Origin of the sequence: Paenibacillus sp. FSL K6-2393 (genome assembly GCF_038002545.1) — a bacterium.
Lineage (GTDB): Bacteria > Bacillota > Bacilli > Paenibacillales > Paenibacillaceae > Paenibacillus.
On sequence record NZ_JBBOCU010000001.1, the window covers coordinates 5,988,708 to 6,009,412 of the forward strand.

Here is a 20,705-nt window from a genome sequence, read left to right on the forward strand (position 1 = left end):
CTACGATCCCGTTTAATACTTAAACTGTCTAATCAGGCGCTGCAGCTCTTCAGCCAGGGTAGACAAGCCACGAGCCGATGAAGAAATCTGCTCCATCGCTGCCAGTTGTTCCTCTGAGGAAGCGGCCACTTCTTCGGAAGTTGCGGCGTTGCCTGACGCAATGCCTGCCAACTCATTGGATACAGCAGATACTTCCTGTACACCTGCTGTGATCTCTTGCGACGTGGCAGCAATTTCTTCAATCTGAGGTGTCGTTTCCCGCATGCTATCCAGAATACGTTCAAACTTCCGAATCGCTTCTGTGGAGATGTCCATGCCCTCTCCAACCTCTGAAGTCACCTTCTCCATCATGCGAACGGAAGCAGCCATATCTTCCTGAACCGCCGTAGTCAGCACGGTGATTTCATTGACGGACTGCCCGGATTGCTCTGCCAACTTGCGAACCTCTGCTGCTACAACGGCGAATCCATTGCCATGTGTACCTGCACGAGCAGCTTCAATGGATGCGTTCAGCGCGAGCAGGTTTGTCTGTTTGGCTATATTTCCGATTAACTCCGTGATCGCTGAAATTTGGTGTGATCGTTCATATAACGCCTGAATCAATTGGTTTGTCTGTTCTACCGTCTCTTGAATCGATTGCATCTGACTCACCGTCTGCTTGACAGTGTTGCCACCTTCTTCTGCTTGTACGGTTGTATGTTTCGCCAAATCAGCGACATGTATGGAACGTTCGGCGATTCTTGTAATCCCAATCGTAATTTCATTCATGGCCTGATGGTTATGTTCAATACCTTCGGTCTGTTTCTCCGCACCACTCGCAATTTCCTGAATGGCTCGCGCTACCTGTTCACTGGCTGCGCTGGTTGATTCCGCACTCTGAGTCATTTCATCCGATGAGATGACTACCTGACTGGCGCTGTTCTCCACATTTTGAATCAGCACACGCAGATTGTGCTGCATTTTGCCAAAGGCATCACTCAGTTCACCAATCTCATCATGGCTTGTACTTGTTATGGTCTGGGTTAGATCCCCTTCACTCACCTGAATCGCCTGATCCTTCAACTGACGAATCGGTTTAACAATCGATCGCATCACCAGCCAGATGATCAAAATTCCGATGACAAGACAGGAAACGATCACCATAATTGTTCGATTCAGAATAGGCGCAGCCGCATCCTCTACTTCAGAAGAGAACATGGTACCTGCAACCTTCCATCCCGTGGATGCATTCGTGGCGTAATACATGACCTTATCAACCTGATCAAAGGTATAGTTGAAGTTACCGGATTCATTCGTATACACTTGTGTCCAAAAATCTTCTGTTGCATCTGTTCCAGGTTGCATCGTCGGATGATAGATATACTTTTCGCTGGCATCCAGCAGAATCAGATGTCCCTTTTCTCCTACTTTAATTCCGCTAACCAATTGACTAATGTCCGCCAGATTGAGATCCAATTGGACCACACCAGATTGGTCTTCCAGTGCCTTGGCGATGGTGATGGTGATCTCGTTTGTCTCGGCAGAAATATAAGGGTCTGTAACAATGACCTGCTCTGGATTTCCCATTGCTTCGGTATACCATGGTCTTACTCGGGGATCGTAATCCTTGGGCATCTCTGCATCAGAGGACATCAGATACACACCGGCTTCTGTGCCCACACCTATGGTGATGATATCTGTGTTCTGCGCAGCGTACCCCTTCAATTCGTTCACAACCCGAACCTCGGCATCATCTTGACGTAATTGCTCTGCAAGTGTATTCGCATAATATTCAATGTGATTCCGCTTGGCATTGATCGAAAGATCAATCGTTGCACTGGCAAGGTTCACGTTTTCCATCGCACTATGTAAAATTTGCTTCTCCACTTCATCTTTTGCACTGTTATACGACAAAACGCCAATACTGAACGATGGAATGGCCAGGAAAGCAATAAAGGACACGATCAACTTCGTCTTAAAGTTATTATGCATCTTGTTGAACCAATTCGATTTGCTATTTTTTTGGGACAAATTTCTCTACCTCTTCCAGATTAATTTTAGATTTACTTGATCTAGCTCTTGTAAAGCTCTCATAGATTGTAAACCATCTTTTAAAAAAACTAGGTCTCACTTCTTGTAAAAAACACTTTTTACACTAAGAAACTCGAACAAATCTCTTAATTTATAATCCTAAAGAACTATTTTCAAACAAATTATACGAAAAAACTATTAAATAAAGTGTTCCGGGGATATGACCAAATTGTTAACTTTCTAAATACTTATTAATAAGCATGCAGATGACAAAAAAAAGATCCAAGCGTTATCGCTCAGATCTAAAGGTTATTTACATTGGACCAACGTATTCTCTATTTAAATGCCGGGATCGCAATATCTGCGTATTTCTCTTCGAAGAAAGCTTTGACCTCTGGACCCGCCATACGTTTAGCCAGCTTCTGGATCGCTTCGGAATCCTTATTATCCTCACGAGCAACCAGGGTAATCGCAAAATGGGAATCATCCTTCTCGGTTAACAGTGCATCCTTTTTCGGTGTAAGACCGAGCGGACTCGCATATGCAGGTGTCATGGCTACCAGATCAGCATCATCCATCATGCGAGCCAGCATCAACAAGTCCACTTCCTCAAACTTGAAGTTCTTTGTATTCTCGGTGATGTCTGCCTGTGTGGCGTTAAAACCTACGCCCTCTTTCAGCTTAATCAATCCGTTCTGCTCCAGCATCACAAGAGAGCGACCAATGTTGGAAGGATCGTTTGCAATTGCAATCGTTGCACCTTCTGGCAATTCCTCAATCGTTTTGTACTTTTTGGAGTAGCCGCCATAGATGGCATTATAGATAGGCTGTACAGCCACCAGATTGGCATTGTTCGCTTCATTATACTGAGTCATGTAAGGCACGTGTTGGAAGAAGTTTGCATCCACTTCCTTATTCGCGAGTGCTGTATTTGGTTGAACGTTATCTGACAACACAACAACTTCCAGGTTGACGCCATCTTCCTTCAAAAGTGGTTTAACAATATCCAGCACATCTGTCATCGGCGGAATCAACGTGGCCACTTTCAGCGTAACTTCTTGTGCAGCTTGTGTGTCTTCCTTCGTTCCTTCAGCCGCAGGTGTTTCTTCTTTTTTGCCACAAGCAGCTACAACCAGCATTACTGCAAGCAACATAAGCATCATTTTTGCTTTCATTTCATGTCTACCCCTCATCGTATAATCTGTATTGGTTATTCTTGATACTGCTCTGTCATCCGCTTAAGATCTGCGATCCAGCCAGTGGGACAGTCTGCTGCCTGTGAATTGGATCATCTGTACCAGGATAATCATAATGATGATCGTAAATACCATAATCTCCGTTTCGAAGCGCTGATAACCGTAGCGAATGGCAAAATCGCCAACCCCTCCGCCACCTACAATGCCCATCACCGTCGAGTAGGAGATGAAGCTAATTGTAGCTGTCGTGAGTCCCAGTACAAGGCCAGATCGTGCCTCCACGTACAAGAATTTCACCACAAGTTGCATCGTTGATGCCCCCATGGAAGCAGCAGCTTCAACCACCCCCCTAGGTACATCCAGCAACGCTTGTTCCACCAGTCTGGCGTAGTAGGCAATCGCAATGACCGAGAGTGGCACGGTTGCCGCCAGCGTACCTATGGACGTTCCCACAACAATCCGTGTGAATGGAATCATGAATACAACCAGCAGTAAGAACGGAAACGAACGAACGATGTTGACGACACTGCCGAGTACAAAAGACAGCGTTTGATTCTGATAGCGTTGTCCTCTCCGGAATAAGTACAGCAGTGTACCCAGAGGTAACCCGATCAGAACAGCTGCCGCAATGGAGATGCCCACCATGACAAAAGTCTCTCCGATCGCCTGCCATATCTCATGCTGATACTTCAGCACAGACTCAGGTAACCTCATGACTTGTCCTCCTGTTCTGCCTGACGGAACAAAGACGAACCTGTCATCCCGTATTCGTCACCCGCAAGCAAGGAGGTCAGCAGATCAGGCTGTGGAGCGGGGATACTGCTCACTTCCGCTTTAGACAACGTACGAACGAGTCGCCCATCCTTCATGACGGATATCCTGTGACATAGTCTGCGAGCCACTTCCATCTCATGCGTCACTACAACAATGGTCACACCCAGCGTTTCATTGACATGACGCAGCACATCCAGGATACCGTTTGTGGTCTGTGGATCAAGCGAAGAGGTCGGTTCATCACAGAGCAGCACATCCGGACGACTGGCGAGCGCCCGTGCAATCGCCACACGCTGCTTCTGTCCTCCGCTAAGTTGAGCAGGATATTGATCTGCCTTGTCTTCCAGTCCAACAAACCGCAGTACCTCAAGTCCACGTTTAACTCGCTGCGCACGAGATATACCCGCCAGTTCCAGCGGCATGCAGACATTGCCACTCACCGTTCGATTACTGACCAGATTGAAGTGTTGAAAGATCATGCCAATGGATCTTCGTGCCTGACGCAGACTTTGTTCATTCATCTGGGTCAGGTGCTGCCCATTCACAACAACCTCACCATCATCCGGCTTTTCCAATCCGTTGAGCATTCGCAGAAGCGTGGATTTACCTGCACCACTCGATCCGATGATGCCATGTATTTCTCCTTGTCCCACTTCGAGGGACACCGAGCTTAATGCTTCGAATCCCTGATCTGCACGGGAACCGCGCTCGTTATAACGTTTGCTTACACCATATAATGAGATCATGGAGAGTCCTCCCGTGAATGATCATGCATGGTTCTTCAAGAACACATGAAGAAAGCCCGCACAGCCGATAACCGGAGCGCGAGCAATCCTGTTCATTTATAATAAATCAACATCCCTGATGAGACAAGCTTTTAAGGTGAGATTGCCTCCTGCAGGCGGCTGGCTTCATATACACGAAAACGTCCGTTGGACGAACCCACGTAAACTTCATTGCCGATCCGGTTGATCGTTCCATTCTTCGCATCCCGGTCGCGATGCTCCGGGTTTCCCATCACAACATCATGTACACGACCTAACAGTGCTCCATTTTTTTTGTTCATTACGAGCAAATTCTCGTCCATGGGCAACAGCAACTGATCATCAATGACCAGATAACTTCCCTGATTCGTCGGATGCCTTAGTGTTGCAATCGTATCTTTGGCATTCCAACGCGTCTCCCCCGTTTTATAATCCACAGCCGCCGGGTAGCCATTCTTAATCACATACAACTGATCATCTTCCACCAGTCCTCGTTCAATCTTGCCCTTGAGCGTCCAGCGTGTTTTGCCTGTCTTGGCATCATACAGGGTAGTTGTAAAATCTTCATATTCTCCGTAATGATTGCCGTTTTTGTTCTCACGGATCAACAACATGCCATCATTCAGCTCCTCAAATCTCTGTCCTACCCGAGCAGGGAATTGGGCAAGCTTTTTCCCCGTGTTCAGATCAAGCAGAAGCCACTGATTATCTAGTGATAGCCATCTTCCAGCATTCGTGGTTGCAAAGGGATCAAGACGTTCAATTCCACCAGTATATGGATCATTCCAAAATTGTTCTATGGTGGATCGTTTGCCCTTTAAGCTCCATACGGTTCGCCCTGATTGCGGATCGACTGCAACCAGCTTATTCTTTTCCCAATACAACACATAGGGGTCATCTGCACTCTTGTTCAATAATTCATAACCCGTAGCCAGTTTTCGCGTCCACAATGTTTTTCCGTTTGCACTGTCCAGAACCGTTAACCAACTGTTGCTTGAGCTCTCAACAACCGGGTTATCCACAACCACAACGTTCTTCGCAGCGGTGATGCCATTTAGTCTAAAATTTTGCTTAGGAGTGTACGTCCATGTGACCTTTCCGTTCTTCAAGTTCAGATGACGAATACGATCCACGTATTTTTTCTTATCAGGGTCATAATCGGTGTAGATTGTAACGTATTTGCGCTCTGCATCCACCTCTGCCTGCTGTCTTCCAAAACCCCCGTTGATCTCCCATAATTGCTGGCCGGAATGTCGGTCAAGGGCATATATGGAACCTTCGTAGTAATCCCCGCTAAATCCACCGTCATCGCCTTTCATCAGGAGCACATCATCCGTGGCTACTTGTAAAAAAGTGTAGTTAATATCCCCCTGGTTGGTCCATACCGGTTTCCAAGGGATTGTCGTTGGCAGTGTTGTGCCATAGATTTTTGTTGTGAACCCATATTCATCCGCCCGACTGATGTTCCAATCGGAAACAACAGCATTTCGATTATCCTGTGCTAAATTCCAGCGTGTTCTGACCAGTCTGCCATTCTTGTTGAATGTGACCAGAAATTGCGCATCTTCCCGCTCATATCTCCAGGTCTGTCCAATACTCATTGAATAACCCGTGAAATTTAGATTGCTTGAACTCTCTTTCCAATCCGGCTCGCCTAACCACCCAGCCACTTGTTTGGAGGTGGTTGCCTTGTTCAGCTTAATATCTGTCAGATGGCGTATAACCGAAGTTGGCAGCGATGCATCCTGTTGGAACCAACCATCCGCCACATTCATCCGCTGTTCTATAGCCTGTGCCTTGATCCAGAAGAGTCCTGGCCGATACGTGGAGGATTCTTTATTCCTGACTCGTGGGGCAATGGAGACCCCATACCATCCTTTCCACTTTGCAACAATAAGAGCCTTACCTGTCAGCGCTTTCTCACTAGACCAGGTTGTAGAACTATCTGGAGCCAGATACAGCTTACTGCCTGATTGGAGCGTGAAGCTTTGGGGAGCCGTTTCCGTCATGCTTCTGCTCTCCTTCAGTGCATACCAACTTGGCAGCCAAAAGTTCCCATGATCGATTGACTTAAGCTGCACCCACTCACCTCGAACCGAGGCCAACGTATACTTTTCGTTTTTTGTTGTATAGTATTCAATCCCCAGCTGGTCAGCAGCCACACTGCCGTCCCTTCTGTTTTTGAACAGAGGGATGTCATTCATGAGTGTAACGGTATCTCCTTGTTTGTAGGCCAACTGTGTTGATGAACCTTGAGGACTTGCCCCTAAGGCTTGTGGCGTTGTAGCCAATGCTTGTCCTCCAAGCACAACCATTTTGGAATCCAGCAGCATCCATCCCGTCAACAGCACAGCTGATAATCCAGTCATGGTAATCCATTTGTACCCCGTTCTCTGCCAGTCAGGACCCGTCTTCACTCTCGTTCATCCCCATCCATTAGAAGGTATTTCCAATAGAGACGCAGCAAAAAGGAAAAAGTTACCGTTTACCTCAATATATTTCTATCTATCTCCCAATATTACCTTACATCCACCATCGTAGCATGATAAGGAAAGGTAACCCCGATGTAATAAGCAGCTGTTAAGGTGAGGATATAATAAAATACAAACCACAGATCAGCTCGCGAATAGCCAATCTGAATGTAATACGTGCGGCTCGCGCCATCTATGAACCCTTTCGCTTCCATCGCTACCGCCATTCGCTGTGCACGGCGAATGCTCTGTGCCAGCAGCGGAATAGCGTAACGCTTGAGTGTACCATATACATTCCAGCGAGAGCCACGTTGCTGTGTTCCACGTATACGAATAGCGTAACGGAGCGTCTGGAATTCATCCAGCAAAATCGGGATCATGCGCATCGCGGCCAGAAAGCTATAGGCATATTTTGCAGGAAGCTTCCATTGCTGCATCAGGGAATAAAACAGCCGTACCGGCTTGGTCGTAAGACCAAAGAGTAACCCAGCCGCTGCCATAGTCAGCGAGCGAAAACCCAAGTGTAGACCGCGATAAAAGCTCTCTTCGGTTATGTGGATCAGTCCCCACTTATACCATGTGGTCTCGCCCTTACCAAACATCATCATACCTGTAGACGTGGAGATAAACACCAGAATGAATGGTGATGCGTACAGCATCAATCTATACCATGGGTGACCTGTCCAACACAGTAACAACATCATCGCCAACGCAACGTTGGCCATTACATTCAGATTGTGAATAAGGATAACGATGACAAACATCATCGTCAGAATGATCATCTTTAATCCCGGATTGACGTTATGAAGCCAGGTTTCACGGTGAGGAAACGACAGTTGCATCAGATAACCTCCCCTCATCTACCGTCCAGATTCGGGTGCAATATCTTTTGACAATCTCACGATCATGGGTAACCATAACAATAGCTGTTCCCTCTCTCCGCAATTGCTCAAGCTGTGCTAACATGGCAAACGTATTGCGGGCATCCTGTCCAAAAGTAGGTTCATCCAACAGCAGTATTCGCTGCTCTCTCACCAGTGCAGAGGCAACGCTCAAGCGTCGTTTCTGCCCCATCGATAATTGGTAGGGATGGCGCTCGGAGAGGTCGATTAGTCCAAATTGATTCAACATATGATCAGTCCTGACAAGTCTTTCTTCCGTTGTAAGCCTGCCCCCCAGCAATGAGAATTCCACTTCTTCCGCGACTGTGTTAGTCACAAATTGAAACTCCGGGTTCTGAAATACAAACGCGATTTGATCTGCAAGCTGCTCCGTTTTGCCAAAAGGCTGGCCTTCAACCTCATAATGACCAGTTGTTTTCAGGATATTCATCAGAGATAACAACAATGAACTCTTTCCAGCTCCATTAGCTCCGACAATACCAATCCAGTCTCCATGCCATACTTTGGCCTGCTCCACCTGAATGAAGGGTGTTTTCCCACGCCATCCGGTGAACTGCTTCAAGTCCAGTGCAGGCTGATAGGTGGGTGATACAGGCGATAAGGATGAGACGTGAGATATGGGGGATATACCCGGTGTATCGGATAAGCCAGACGGTTGCTGTGCTTCCAAGTTTGAGATGCCGTGATCCACACACACTTGAAGCTCTCCAAAAGCACTTCCCTCTTCTTCCTTAGCTGCCTGCTCGTACTCATCCCACACACCCGGATACCAGATTCCATAAGCCTTCAGCTTGCCCCGTTCATCCGTAAATACCTGCTGTGCTGGCCCATCCGCCACGATCTTTCCTTCAGGTGATAACACAATAATTCGGTCGACCATATCCACAATCTCATTAATTTTGTGTTCAACAATGATGATCGTTTTGTCACTGGCGATCCGTTTAACGGTATCCCACACCTGGGAAGTGCCCTCATCATCCAGCAGTGCAGTGGGTTCATCCAAAAACAATACCTCCGGGTCCATGGCAAGCATCGAAGCAATCGCAAGACGCTGCTTCATCCCCTGAGACATGGACTGGATCAATACACGATTCTGTTCAAAGGATAACCCCACTTGTTTCAGATAATATTCAATCAGAGCCGGCATCTTTTCACGTGGAATATTTCGGTTTTCCAGAACAAATGCGATCTCTTCATCCGTAAAGGACATACAGAACTGGGTATCCGGATCTTGAAAGACCACTCCTGCTTTGGCGGGAACCTGGATATCATCACATTTCATCGGAATCTCAACCGAACGTGGTATCAGACCGCTCAGAATTTGCAATAACGTCGATTTACCGGAGCCACTCGGGCCAAGCAACAGCACTTTCTCTCCTTGACGCACAGAAAGAGACAAGCCTTGAAATACCAAGGCTTTCTCTCCCGGGAACTTGCATCTTAGATTTGTCACACTTACCGCTTGCGAATTCCCCTCTCCGCTCATCTAATCCAACGCCTCATAATCCTGTTTGGATACCGGTCTGAGGGAGCGTGTTACACCGGTCAGTTCCAATGCTTTGGCGAGATAATAAGCAAACACTCCGGCAATCAAGATGCTTCCAATGAAGCGGAATCCGATAAATAACGTATAATTCCAGGCCGAGAGTGAATCAATATACCCGTATTGATAATCCAGCAAAAGCGAAGCCGCTGCGGCTCCTATGGCTGCAAGACAGGTGACAAACAGATTGGTTTTTCGATACAAAAATGCTGCGAAGAATATCTCGGCTCCCAATCCTTGCAACAGACCGTATACAAGTGTGGACATGCCCCATTCACTGCCCAGAAAGGCACTTACCGTTGAAGCCGCAACTTCGGCAAGAATAGCCACGCTTGGTTTACGAATGATAACAAAAGCAAAAGTGCCCGCCATAAACCACATGCCGTAGATCATCTGCTCCGCATGAACGCCAAATGGTTTCATCAAGTCATATGTAGGTCCCCATATCTTGTAAATCACCCCAAATACCACTGCGATCACGATGGTTACCAGAATATCCGTTAGTTTCAATCGCTTGTTGCTTACTGTTGTTGCCATGTTCTCTACGTCCTTCCTCTGTTCCCTGTGAGGGTTGTAAAAGTGTGTGTTCAAAAAGACTGGTTTTCAGTACCAAGAAGATGGGATGAAGCTAGAAATGGAGTAGCGGAGCGTAGGGAAAACTACGCGAGCAACGGACATTTCGGCTGAATTCCATCTTCGATGCTGATGATGCCGTCAGGCATCCTTCGTAATCAAAAGCAGACTTTTTGAACAACCTCTAAAAATAAACGAAAAAGCCTCCCCGGTTCCGGGAAGGCCTTACGTACAGTGTACAATCCTCACAATGATGTAATGGATGGATGTCGAAAATACGGAATATCAACCAGCACCCCTCCGCCCTGGCAGCTACATCACCACAGTTCAAAGAGTCAGATGTTCATCCACGTTCATTCCCCACAATTCACCCTTACATATCGCAAATCCATGTTCTCTACGCTGGCATTACCCAGATCAGATGTACGGTCAGCGGCACAAGGCCACTCTCTCAGCCCAACTTCATTGAGCTCCCGGTTCACTTATTTCATTGCTTCTAATGTACATCAGATGGGTATTTGTGGCAATCCCTTGAAGAATCATCATGCTTCTTTTGGGGTAAATGGGAAGGGAACATCTGATAATTCACTTTCCATAATATGAAACATTTAGGTTATGTAGTCCGTCTTAAACATTAGAAGGGAGATTGATAGTGATGAAAGATTACAACTCTGTTTGGCAGCTTAAAACATGGAAAATGGTCCTTGCCGCTTCGATACTCACCGCAGGCACGGCACCTGCCTTACTCTCATCCACTGTGGCGGAAGCCGCAGCAACCAAACCTAAACCGACAGCTTATATTAACAATGTTCAAGCTCAATATGATGTTGTCATACGGCAGGGTATTACGTACGTGGCATTGACGGAGCTTCAATTCCTCGGCAACTATACGTTTGGTTACAATAACAAAACAAAAGAGATCAGCATTAACACAGGCAGCGATAAGTATGTCCTTACACCTAACAGCAAAACAATGAAGAAAAACGGTCAGAATGCGACATTATCCTCCGCGCCGATTCTGGTGAATGGTAAAGCGATGCTTCCGCTCCGTGCCATCGGTGAAGCTTTTGGTGCCAAGGTGCAGTGGAACCAGAAGGCCAAGGAAGCCTACATTTACACTACCGATGCTACGATTGTAAAAGAATATAACAGTTCCGATCTGACTGTGGCGCGTGAAGCCGCACTGCATCTGCCCCGCTTTTCTGAACTGGGACAAGCACGTCTGGACATTCGCAACCCTTTGGGTCCGGTGGATTCATCCATTGAATACATTTTTGAACAAGACAAAAAAGATCGTTTCTTCGTTGTTGAGGATAACGATCTGATCAGTTATTATATCCTTAAAAATGGAAGTGCACTGCTACAATGGCAGGCTAACATCAGCAAAAATGCCGGAACCATCGGTGACCTGTTCTTTATTAAAACCAAAGCCGTTGCTGAAGCAGGGACTCGTCCTTCCGTAACAGGTCAAACACTCGTATCATTCAAGTACTCTCGCATGCTTGAAGAAACCTTTTACGAAGTCATGAACAAATTGGGCTCTATTGATACCGGTTCTGTTGTCCCCGAGAAAGGCAAAGTCATCGTTGAAGTTCCGGGAGAGAAATAATTTGAGCATCCTCTATAAAACATCACTCAGCAAAACTATACTATGACATCTGCATTACAGAGAGCGCCCTCTAAGTCATTGTCGCAATGACCTTGGGACGCTCTTTTTGGCGTTATATTTTAACTTCGAGTTACAAGCAAAGCTTAAACTTTAACCTACTCCAGCGATTCAATCTCCTGTCTAATATTGCGTGTTCCCAGACTGGCTCGTTTTCCCTGAAGCAAACCCCTTGAACAACGTTGGTACTTTGGAATAACGGGTATTCGTAATTTTGCCTTGTGATGTACTGCTGTCTGTACGCATAATCGAATCTTTCACATTGGAAATGTTAGAGTTATCCAGCGTCATGTTAACTGCGAAGGAAGTCCCACCATTTTGGCGAACCAGTTTGCCAATATCATCTGCACGGAAATTTTTGATGTTAATTGTTCCAGCTGCATTCATCTGGAACACTTTATCATAAGCCTTATACGCTGCCCCACCGGTTATGTTAACCGTTCCGGCAGACTTCAATGTCAGTGCATCCTCGCCCACGTCCTGCCAGACTACATTCGATATATTACAGTTGCCATAACAGTGAACACCATCGGCAGCAGGTGATCCAATATTTACATTTTTGAGTGTGGCCCCTGCCTCCAGGCGGAAGACTGGTTTCTGACCCTCAGCTTGAGATCCGTCGCCCAGTGTGGAAGGATTGGCTACAAATGTTTTACCTTGGCCGTCATAGGTCGTGCCCTTTGGAACCACAATGGTTGAATTTACAACGGTAGGTGCAGCCGCAGCCGGAACGGCACCAAATATAGAAGCAACCAAACCAGCGGACAGCAACAACGTCAATATTTTTTTCATAACTTAATTCCTCCCTTATTCTCTCGTTTTTTGGTAGTGTACAAGTCTGGGCTTGTACTGGAAGTTCGCCAGAGGTGCACCTCTGCCCAAATCACAACCTAATCCTACCAAATAAGGAAGGTAACTAGAATAATCATTAGATCAGATATATCATGACATCGCACAATCCCTGTCATATCGGCATTTTTTGCATACCAGGTCCCTCAAGCAATATGCTGATATCAACCTCAGGTATGCTCATTTGTAACGTTTGTATCCCTAACTTTAATCCCCGATAACAAAGAAAGACCACTACATTTATCTCCAAATGTGTGATCTTGAATGTCTTCTGGCTTGCTGATATAAGATATCAGGCTCCGAATCTCTGACGATAACCGCACTTTCGACACAACTCTTCCACAGCTTCCCGCCTGGAGAAGCCATATACCAGATTGTTCGCTCGCTCACCCTCAATAATCTCCGAGAATGACTTCTCGTGCACGTTACCCAGGTTAATTACACCCTCGCCATCGAGACAGCATGGAACCACCGTTCCATCCACAAGCACAGCTGCCTGACCACGCAATGCATGGCAGAAGCCTTTGCCATCATCTTCAGGTGCATCCAGACTTGGCCACTGGAACTCGTGGTCCTGATTCAGGTATACATTTGGGGCAATTTTGACCCCGCTGCCTGGAACCACTTTTTCCTCAATGCGGAAGTCCAGATTGAACTCACGTTCCAGCACTTCAAGGGTCTCCCGATTTCGATTCATCTGAGCATTCGTGAAGTTATCCTGCGTCAGATTCCACAGTCGGAAAGAGATGATGACATTGTGCTTAACGGCCTCATGTACAAAGGACAAAATATGACGCAGATATCCGTCACGGTCGGTTGAACCTTCATGCCCATCGAAGCTGTGCAGGGAGAAATTCATCTGCCGCAGCGCCGGTTTGCCAAGCAATTTATGCTGAGTCTTGGGCAGCAGTGTACCATTCGTTGTAATGTTCACCTTGAGTCCCTTCTCATGTGCGGAATCAAGCAACAGATCTATTTTGGGATGCAACAAGGGTTCGCCTTTGACATGTAGATAAATATGATTGGTGTGTGGTTTAACTTGTTCCAGTATATTGTTGAAGACTTCAGGGTCAATGAATCCTTTGGCACGCTGCGTCTGCGGACAGAAGCTGCAAGCCAGATTGCAGATACTCGTGATCTCAATATATACTTTTTTGAACGTTTTCAACTCGGGTCCCCATTCTGCCTAGGAGGGAGAACATCCCACCTGCATTTTGTGATCCGGCCAATACGGGCCATCCCTATTATATCGGGTTCATGAGCCGAGGTAAATTGTTCAGTTATCATGCTGCCTCTTTACAGTTCATGTTCAAGTGATATATGCTGAACACACAACTGCATATCTTGAACTTTTGCACTAGGGGAGCCTTGCGGCTGAGACGAATATGACTATTCGGACCCTTTGAACCTGATCTGGATCATACCAGCGGAGGGAAGTGGAGCGGCCTTTTAGTAAGCGGAATTTTTTCATGTATGTGAAGATAAATTGCGGATTTAACTTACAGACCCACTCATTTCTCCGGAAATGGGTGGGTCTTTTTTGTTCTTTTGCAGAGTACAGGATGCCGTTGTTATTCCAGCAGTCTGACATCAAGGGGGTGAGGATCAGATGAGAAACCATGTAACCATTGAGAACGTTAGCTTCGCTTTTCCTGAAAAAAAGGATTCACCCGTGCTCGCCAATGTGTCGCTTCAGGTCCAACAAGGAGAATTTGTCTCGCTCATTGGCTCCAGCGGATCAGGTAAAAGCACGCTTTTCAAGCTGCTCGCAGGCTTGCATGAGCCTACCGTCGGCACCATCGATATTGCTGATGTACCGCAAGGACAACGGCTCGGACGAGTCGCCTATATGCCGCAGAAAGACCTGCTGTTATCCTGGCGTACCGTCATGGAGAACTGCATGCTGCCTGCCGAGCTGGCACCAGGCCGACAGGACAAGGACAAACTACGAGCCGATATCATCGCAGGATTGGCAAGGTTCGGCTTGTCCGGTTATGAGCAGGCCTATCCAGATGAGTTATCCGGCGGCATGCGGCAGCGGGTGGCATTGCTGCGTACCTTGCTTACAGGCGGGCAGCTCATGTTGCTGGATGAACCCTTCGGTGCACTCGACGCCTTAACCAAACGACAAATGCATCGCTGGTTATTGGAGCTGTGGGAGGGCTTTGGCCAAACCGTGCTGTTCATTACACATGACATCGAAGAAGCCCTGCTGTTAAGTGACCGTATCATTCTGTTAACTCCAGGGGGGCAAGGCCAGCAGTTGCGGGAGATGACGGTTCCCTTACCACGCCCAAGGCATTCGGACATGATCTACGAACTGGCTCTCGTGCAGATGAGGCAACAACTGGAGGAACAATTGCATGCAAATTGATAGAGCTGAGGTTAGCGTTTGGACGTGGTGTTCAAAGTGGCTCTCGAGGTCGTTTTCCCAATATGGTTTGTTTATTATGCTCATGTTCTTATCACTGGCGATCTGGGAAGTGATTGTGCGTATGGAATGGGTGCCCTCCTTCATCATTCCAGCACCCACGGCCATCATAGGCTCACTGGTCGAGCATCGTCATCTGCTGTTGACCATCCATCTGCCTGCAACCTTTATGGAGGTTGCCGTAGGTTTTGGATTATCCATAGTGACCGGAATTACGCTAGCGACAGGCATGCATATGAACCGATCGATTGAAAAGGCCTTGTATCCCTTCATCGTGATCAGTCAGACCATACCGCTGATTGCCCTGTCCCCCGTATTTATCCTGTGGTTTGGTTACACGTTGTGGAGCAAAGTCGCGGTGGTATTCTTAATCGCATTCTTCCCCATTGTGGTCAGTACCTACGATGGACTCCGCCAAGGCGATCCAGAGCAGCGTGAACTGCTGCTCACCATGGGCGCCAGCAAGTGGGATATTTTTTGCAAACTCCAGGTTCCGCTGGCACTTCCCTCTTTTTTCTCGGGGTTAAAGATGTCTGTGGTGTACTGCGTGGTTGGGGCAACGATTGGCGAATGGCTCGGTGGCAGCAAAGGTCTCGGATACTTCAGCCGCCGCATGTCCAGCAACATGAACACGGATGCGATGTTTGCTGCTATTGTGCTGTTATCCTTACTTGGGATCGTTTTGTTTGTACTGATTGCCTGGCTGGAGAAACGGTTTAGCATACGGCGTCATCGTCATGGAGGCAAAAGAAAAGTTGGATAATACTTAGACAGAAATTAGAGGTAAATACAGGAGTTACAATCTTCAAAACATACCTTATGCACAATTTCAGCAGCATCTTCAATCAGTTCATTGTCACATTGTCCGTTAACATGCTGCTGTCCATTTTCTACAAACCAAAACGATGAAATGAGGAACTTCATTTATGAATAACAAAGGTATATACTCCCTGCTTCCCATCATGCTCATTAGCCTTTTGCTGATCGTTAGCGGATGCAGCACCACGAATACTAGCAAAAACACGCCAACAACAGACTCTGCAACCAATGCACAACAGACAGACATGTCTGCAACCGAGCCAACATCAGACGCCAAAGATAAACTGTCCATCATGCTCGACTGGTACCCGAATGCAGTACACTCCTTCATCTACGTTGCTCAGGAAAAAGGATACTTTGCAGATCAAGGTCTCGATGTCGAAATTCAGATGCCTGCGGATACCAATGATTCACTCAAACTTGTTGCTGCTGGAAAAATTGATTTGGCTCTAAGCTACCAGCCCCAAATTTTGCTCGCTCGTGGTGAGAACATTCCTGTACGTTCCATTGCTGCTGTTGTTCGCCACCCACTTGTGCATCTGTTGACCGAAGCAAATGGCAACGTGAGCTCACCCAAAGGTCTTGAAGGGAAAACTGTCGGTTATTCTTCGATTCCGCTGTATGAAGCGATGGTTCGTACGATGATTAGCAAGGATGGCGGCAACCCCGACAACATGAATTTGGTCGACGTTGGGTTCGATCTGATTCCTTCGCTGGCTTCCGGACAGGCGGATGCAATTATGGGTGGTTTTATTAACCATGAGCAACTGATTCTGGAGAAAGAAGGACATGCCATGAAATCCATTAACCCCGTCGATTATGGTGTGCCTGATTATTATGAATTGGTTCTGACCGCGAGTGAAGCTGGCATTGAAGCAAAAAAAGACCAACTTACCCGGTTCGTCAAAGCGATCCAGGAAGGACAGAAATATGTAACGGAGCATCCAGAAGAAGCCTTGAATATTCTGCTCGCTCATGAGAATGAAACGTCTCCGCTTGACCCGGAGATTGAAACCAAAAGTCTGGCTATTTTACTGCCACTTATGAATGAAGATGGTCAGATGTTTGGTCGGCAGGAAATGGCGTCCTGGGAGAATGTACGCGCATGGCTCGTTGAACAGGATTTGATTCCTGAATCGGTGAAAGCCGAGGATGCTTTTATTAATCTGCAAGGAGAGTAAATAAAGGAGCGCAACGGGAATAAAGGAAAAGTGACTGAACGCAAGGGAATGAAAGCAAAGTTAGCAAGAACGTGAGGATCGGATGCATGAAGGTTTGTGAAATGGAATTGGCCTGAAGCAAGCATCCGAGGATCAGAATTTATAACAATCCTAAGTGGCTTGATGTGCATCTGGGCAGCTTGATATGCGTTTTGGTGGCTTGATATGCGTTTGGGTAGCTTGTTGATATGTATTTGGTAATGTAAATTTGCGCCTATCTTCAAGCCTACCATGAGCTGAATCGCGCCCTAATATGCCCAGAGTAGAACATGGAGCGAGCGCTAACGAATCTGAGGCGCCCTATTCAAGGATTTGGAGCGGTTGAAGAAATCTAAGGAACCTGAGACATATTATATCGGAAAAAATAGCAATTTATAGTGTTTCGGTCAGGGGAATTTGGGAAATAACGTGTCCTGTGTTCCTTACATTTCATAAAGAGGATCTGACAGCCATATAAGACGTCCTGTGTTCTTTAGAAACATCGTGTGACCTTCGTGCCCCGATCAGTCGGGTATCGACATCCAGGGCTTTAGGACTCTCTTTGAACGCTAACGTCCATCACCGTATCGCTTGCCTGAGTTTGGAGACATACCATGGCTCCACTTTCTTTATTCTGTCTTTTATACTGTTTCGTTTTTTACTGTTTCGTATTTGTACTGTTGCTTTTCGCGAATTTACATTTTATACGGATCCACCTTTTAGCTGTTTCAATCAAGGCTGGATATAGATCAAAGTGATTCAATTTGTCTATATCCATTTACAAAAATCCATTTTTAGGGAGTTATGAAATTGTTTTAGATTTTACGTTTCTGCTTTTCCCGTATTAATGCATCTGGCTGTAGTTATACTTGCGCCCCTACTCAACAAGGAGACTCATATCCTATTATTCTGCTGAGTGACTCCAGATATCAACTTCCGCCGATGGGGTTACTTCAAAACAAGGAGGAAATTATATGTCTTATCTGGAACGTGTTCGTACGCAAAATCCGCTGGTACACAATATCACCAACCTTGTCGTGGCTCCCTTCACAGCCAATGGCCTGCTTGCACTAGGTGCGTCCCCGTTTATGGCCTATGCTCATGAAGAGGTCGCTGATGTCGCCAAGATGTCAGGTGCTGTGGTACTCAACATCGGTACACTCGATGACAAAGTCGTTCAGGCGATCCGTCTGGCAGGCCAATCGGCTAATGCGCATCACGTGCCTGTGGTGCTTGATCCCGTCGGCGCAGGCGCAACCACTTATCGCACGGAAACCGTGCAGATGCTCGTTTGTGAGCTTCGCCTCACGGTACTGCGCGGCAATGTGGCGGAGGTCGCTAATGTCATCGGTGAGAGTTGGAGTATTAAAGGCGTGGACGCAGGATCAGGTGAAGGTGATCGGATCGGCATTGCCGAGCGGGCAGCGCATAAGCTTGGCTGTGTCGTGGTCATTACCGGGAAAGAAGATATCATTACTGATGGACAATCCACATTCCTCACGAGTAATGGACATGCCCTGCTCACTCAGGTCACGGGTGCAGGTTGTCTGCTAAGTTCGGTGATTGGTGCTTTTACAGCCATAGCGGAATCAGGAGCCGATCTTCTAGGCAGTGTTGTTGAAGCGCTTGCGTTTTATGGTATAGCAGCTGAACTGGCGGCAGAGCGGACAGCTCATCAGGGGCCGGGCAGCTTTCAGATTGAATTGTTGAATCAACTGGCACAAGTAACACCCGACCTTTTGGCAGAACGCGCACAGATCCGTCAGATCCGTGGAGGTGCAATATGAGCATTGCTCAAGCGCTAACCATTGCAGGTTCTGATAACGGGGGCGGCGCAGGAATTCAGGCCGATCTAAAAACATTCCAGGAGCTTGGCGTATACGGCATGACCGTTATCACGGCTATTGCTGCCCAAAATACAACAGGTGTGCAGGGCGTTTTTCCCATCCCTTACGATGGCATTGCCCAGCAATTGGACTCGACCGGCGAAGACTTTCAACCAATCGCAACGAAGACCGGCATGTTATATAGTGCCGAGATTATTCGTCTAGTGGCTGAGAAATGGCAGCATTACCGTTGGTCAAATCTGGTCATCGACCCTGTGATGGTAGCCAAAGGTGGCGCCCCCCTTCTCCAGCAGGAAGCTGTACAGGCTTTGGTTACGGAGCTGTTGCCCCATGCCCTGATCACAACACCTAATATTCCGGAAGCGGAATTGCTTACCGAGATGTCCATCACGAATCTGAGTCAGCGGGAAGAAGCCGCAAGACGGATTGTACAGATGGGCTCAACGTATGCTTTGGTCAAAGGTGGTCATGATGAAGGAAGTGGCATGATCGTGGATGTGCTCTACGATGGGCAGTCTTTTCATTATCTGGAGAATGTTCGTGTGGTAACACGTCATACACACGGAACAGGGTGTACATACTCTGCTGCCATCACCGCAGAGTTAGCCAAGGGTTCACCTGTTCTGGCTGCCGTTACGACCGCGCGAGCATTCATTCAGGCAGCCATCGAAGATGAGCTGGGGATTGGGGCCGGACATGGGCCGACAAATCATTTTGCGTATCAACGCAGACAGCGGGGTGAGCAGTGATGCGCCCTTGGGATGCAGAAGCAGTACGACGCGCGATGCAGGTGTATTTGGTGATGGGCAGCGTTAATACAACGCAAGACCCTGTGGAAGTGCTGCACCAGGCCATTGCTGGCGGCATTACGCTGTTCCAGTTCCGTGAAAAGGGAACTGGCGCCCTGGCTCACGAAGCTCGCATCACGCTTGCGATGCGGCTTCGCGAGGTGTGCAGCCAGCACGGGGTCCCGTTCATCGTGAACGATGATGTGGAGCTGGCTGTAGCGGTGGAGGCCGACGGCATGCATGTCGGCCAGGAAGATGCGGACGCCGCGCTAGTACGCGCCCGCATTGGAGATGGGCGGATGCTTGGCGTATCCGCCCACTCTGTGGAAGAGGCGCGCCGTGCCGTGCAGGCGGGCGCCGACTATCTTGGCGTCGGGCCCATGTACCCGACGCGCTCCAAAGCGGATGCCCACGCTGTGCTGGGCCCCGCAGGGGTGGCGGAACTGCGCGCCGCAGGCATCGCAGTTCCGATTGTGGGTATCGGCGGCATTACGCCCGATACCACGGCCGCCGTGATGGCGGCTGGAGCCGACGGCGTAGCCGTCATCTCCGCCATCGCGGGCGCGGCCGATGTGCGCGCAGCGGCTGCGCAGTTCGCTGCCGCAGTGCGTGGGATGCAGGCGTAGCCCTGCTCTCCCTGCCCCGTGGGCTGCACCGAATACATGGTGCAGCACACAACCGCTCACGCTCCTCTCCATAACAGAGGAGCCTCCAAACACCTGCGGCGCGGCAGTCTATGTCTTCGACTTAGAAGCGCATCCGCCCCCCTAAAGTGACTGTATGACACAATAATCTATATAAGTTGAACTAATCATTTACACGATAACGGAAAGGACAGAAAAAAACCTGAAAAAGCGAAGCTAAAAACTTTCT

17 protein-coding genes and 1 riboswitch are annotated in these 20,705 nt (G+C 47.8%); of the genes, 7 read left to right on the forward strand and 10 right to left on the reverse strand.

What is annotated here, in order from left to right; translation table 11 throughout:
- Positions 1 to 12 precede the first annotated feature (12 nt).
- The 8 genes from MHI14_RS26560 to MHI14_RS26595 all read right to left on the reverse strand — a co-directional run bounded on the left by MHI14_RS26560 (position 13) and on the right by MHI14_RS26595 (position 10,197).
- The gene (locus MHI14_RS26560) at positions 13 to 1,971 is read right to left on the reverse strand and encodes a methyl-accepting chemotaxis protein (RefSeq protein WP_176872869.1); all 1,959 of its coding nucleotides are present in this window, start codon (positions 1,969 to 1,971) and stop codon (positions 13 to 15) included.
- Between the two features lie 374 nt (positions 1,972 to 2,345).
- Positions 2,346 to 3,203: a MetQ/NlpA family ABC transporter substrate-binding protein gene (locus tag MHI14_RS26565; protein ID WP_339786124.1), complete on the reverse strand. Its 858-nt coding sequence runs from the start codon at positions 3,201 to 3,203 to the stop codon at positions 2,346 to 2,348.
- Positions 3,204 to 3,248: 45 nt separating this feature from the next.
- Entirely contained in the window at positions 3,249 to 3,920 is a 672-nt protein-coding gene (locus MHI14_RS26570; protein WP_047841707.1) for a methionine ABC transporter permease, read from the reverse strand.
- A complete protein-coding gene (locus MHI14_RS26575; RefSeq protein ID WP_341131626.1) occupies positions 3,917 to 4,726 on the reverse strand; it encodes a methionine ABC transporter ATP-binding protein in 810 nt (269 codons plus the stop codon). The genes MHI14_RS26570 and MHI14_RS26575 overlap by 4 nt, the downstream gene beginning before the upstream one ends.
- A gap of 131 nt (positions 4,727 to 4,857) precedes the next feature.
- Entirely contained in the window at positions 4,858 to 7,161 is a 2,304-nt protein-coding gene (locus MHI14_RS26580; protein ID WP_341131627.1) for an outer membrane protein assembly factor BamB family protein, read from the reverse strand.
- A 101-nt stretch (positions 7,162 to 7,262) separates the two neighbouring features.
- The gene (locus MHI14_RS26585) at positions 7,263 to 8,057 is read right to left on the reverse strand and encodes an energy-coupling factor transporter transmembrane component T family protein (RefSeq protein ID WP_133386461.1); all 795 of its coding nucleotides are present in this window, start codon (positions 8,055 to 8,057) and stop codon (positions 7,263 to 7,265) included.
- Complete coding sequence (locus MHI14_RS26590) at positions 8,032 to 9,603, reverse strand: ABC transporter ATP-binding protein (protein WP_249913841.1); 1,572 nt, start codon at positions 9,601 to 9,603, stop codon at positions 8,032 to 8,034. Before MHI14_RS26590 ends, MHI14_RS26585 begins: the two co-directional genes overlap by 26 nt.
- Positions 9,604 to 10,197, reverse strand: coding sequence for an ECF transporter S component (locus tag MHI14_RS26595; protein ID WP_341131628.1), 594 nt, complete (start codon positions 10,195 to 10,197; stop codon positions 9,604 to 9,606). It lies immediately after the preceding gene.
- Positions 10,198 to 10,888: 691 nt separating this feature from the next.
- On the opposite strand from MHI14_RS26595, the gene MHI14_RS26600 reads away from it, so the two are divergent.
- Positions 10,889 to 11,842 (forward strand): copper amine oxidase N-terminal domain-containing protein, encoded by a 954-nt coding sequence (locus tag MHI14_RS26600; RefSeq protein ID WP_341131629.1) that lies wholly within the window; start codon positions 10,889 to 10,891, stop codon positions 11,840 to 11,842.
- Positions 11,843 to 12,022: 180 nt separating this feature from the next.
- Here MHI14_RS26600 and MHI14_RS26605 read toward each other — a convergent pair whose 3' ends face one another.
- Both MHI14_RS26605 and MHI14_RS26610 read right to left on the reverse strand, forming a co-directional pair.
- Positions 12,023 to 12,691, reverse strand: a complete 669-nt coding sequence (locus tag MHI14_RS26605; RefSeq protein WP_341131630.1) for a pectate lyase — start codon at positions 12,689 to 12,691, stop codon at positions 12,023 to 12,025.
- Positions 12,692 to 13,040: 349 nt separating this feature from the next.
- Positions 13,041 to 13,916: a radical SAM/SPASM domain-containing protein gene (locus MHI14_RS26610; protein WP_133386456.1), complete on the reverse strand. Its 876-nt coding sequence runs from the start codon at positions 13,914 to 13,916 to the stop codon at positions 13,041 to 13,043.
- 181 nt (positions 13,917 to 14,097) lie between these two features.
- Positions 14,098 to 14,200, forward strand: a riboswitch (TPP riboswitch).
- A 157-nt stretch (positions 14,201 to 14,357) separates the two neighbouring features.
- Here MHI14_RS26610 and MHI14_RS26615 point away from each other — a divergent pair.
- From MHI14_RS26615 to thiE, 6 genes are all read left to right on the forward strand, one after another.
- On the forward strand, positions 14,358 to 15,122 hold the full coding sequence (locus MHI14_RS26615; RefSeq protein ID WP_341131631.1) for an ABC transporter ATP-binding protein: 765 nt from the start codon (positions 14,358 to 14,360) through the stop codon (positions 15,120 to 15,122).
- The gene (locus MHI14_RS26620; protein WP_091034710.1) at positions 15,112 to 15,942 is read left to right on the forward strand and encodes an ABC transporter permease; all 831 of its coding nucleotides are present in this window, start codon (positions 15,112 to 15,114) and stop codon (positions 15,940 to 15,942) included. The genes MHI14_RS26615 and MHI14_RS26620 overlap by 11 nt, the downstream gene beginning before the upstream one ends.
- Before the next feature lie 163 nt (positions 15,943 to 16,105).
- A complete protein-coding gene (locus tag MHI14_RS26625; protein WP_341131632.1) occupies positions 16,106 to 17,179 on the forward strand; it encodes an ABC transporter substrate-binding protein in 1,074 nt (357 codons plus the stop codon).
- Between the two features lie 992 nt (positions 17,180 to 18,171).
- Entirely contained in the window at positions 18,172 to 18,984 is an 813-nt protein-coding gene (gene thiM / locus MHI14_RS26630; RefSeq protein ID WP_341131633.1) for a hydroxyethylthiazole kinase, read from the forward strand.
- Positions 18,981 to 19,793, forward strand: a complete 813-nt coding sequence (gene thiD / locus MHI14_RS26635; RefSeq protein WP_133386451.1) for a bifunctional hydroxymethylpyrimidine kinase/phosphomethylpyrimidine kinase — start codon at positions 18,981 to 18,983, stop codon at positions 19,791 to 19,793. Before thiM ends, thiD begins: the two co-directional genes overlap by 4 nt.
- Complete coding sequence (gene thiE, locus MHI14_RS26640; protein ID WP_341131634.1) at positions 19,793 to 20,458, forward strand: thiamine phosphate synthase; 666 nt, start codon at positions 19,793 to 19,795, stop codon at positions 20,456 to 20,458. Before thiD ends, thiE begins: the two co-directional genes overlap by 1 nt.
- The last annotated feature ends 247 nt before the right edge of the window (positions 20,459 to 20,705 follow it).

Coding starts and splice junctions, on each gene's coding strand:
- MHI14_RS26590 (WP_249913841.1), bottom strand. CDS start 9,603: ATGAGCGGAGAGGGGAATTCGCAAGCGGTAAGTGTGACAAATCTAAGA.
- MHI14_RS26560 (WP_176872869.1), bottom strand. CDS start 1,971: ATGCATAATAACTTTAAGACGAAGTTGATCGTGTCCTTTATTGCTTTC.
- MHI14_RS26570 (WP_047841707.1), bottom strand. CDS start 3,920: ATGAGGTTACCTGAGTCTGTGCTGAAGTATCAGCATGAGATATGGCAG.
- thiM (WP_341131633.1), top strand. CDS start 18,172: ATGTCTTATCTGGAACGTGTTCGTACGCAAAATCCGCTGGTACACAAT.
- MHI14_RS26605 (WP_341131630.1), bottom strand. CDS start 12,691: ATGAAAAAAATATTGACGTTGTTGCTGTCCGCTGGTTTGGTTGCTTCT.
- MHI14_RS26620 (WP_091034710.1), top strand. CDS start 15,112: ATGCAAATTGATAGAGCTGAGGTTAGCGTTTGGACGTGGTGTTCAAAG.
- MHI14_RS26600 (WP_341131629.1), top strand. CDS start 10,889: ATGAAAGATTACAACTCTGTTTGGCAGCTTAAAACATGGAAAATGGTC.
- MHI14_RS26585 (WP_133386461.1), bottom strand. CDS start 8,057: ATGCAACTGTCGTTTCCTCACCGTGAAACCTGGCTTCATAACGTCAAT.
- MHI14_RS26575 (WP_341131626.1), bottom strand. CDS start 4,726: ATGATCTCATTATATGGTGTAAGCAAACGTTATAACGAGCGCGGTTCC.
- MHI14_RS26595 (WP_341131628.1), bottom strand. CDS start 10,197: ATGGCAACAACAGTAAGCAACAAGCGATTGAAACTAACGGATATTCTG.
- MHI14_RS26615 (WP_341131631.1), top strand. CDS start 14,358: ATGAGAAACCATGTAACCATTGAGAACGTTAGCTTCGCTTTTCCTGAA.
- thiE (WP_341131634.1), top strand. CDS start 19,793: ATGCGCCCTTGGGATGCAGAAGCAGTACGACGCGCGATGCAGGTGTAT.
- MHI14_RS26625 (WP_341131632.1), top strand. CDS start 16,106: ATGAATAACAAAGGTATATACTCCCTGCTTCCCATCATGCTCATTAGC.
- thiD (WP_133386451.1), top strand. CDS start 18,981: ATGAGCATTGCTCAAGCGCTAACCATTGCAGGTTCTGATAACGGGGGC.
- MHI14_RS26565 (WP_339786124.1), bottom strand. CDS start 3,203: ATGAGGGGTAGACATGAAATGAAAGCAAAAATGATGCTTATGTTGCTT.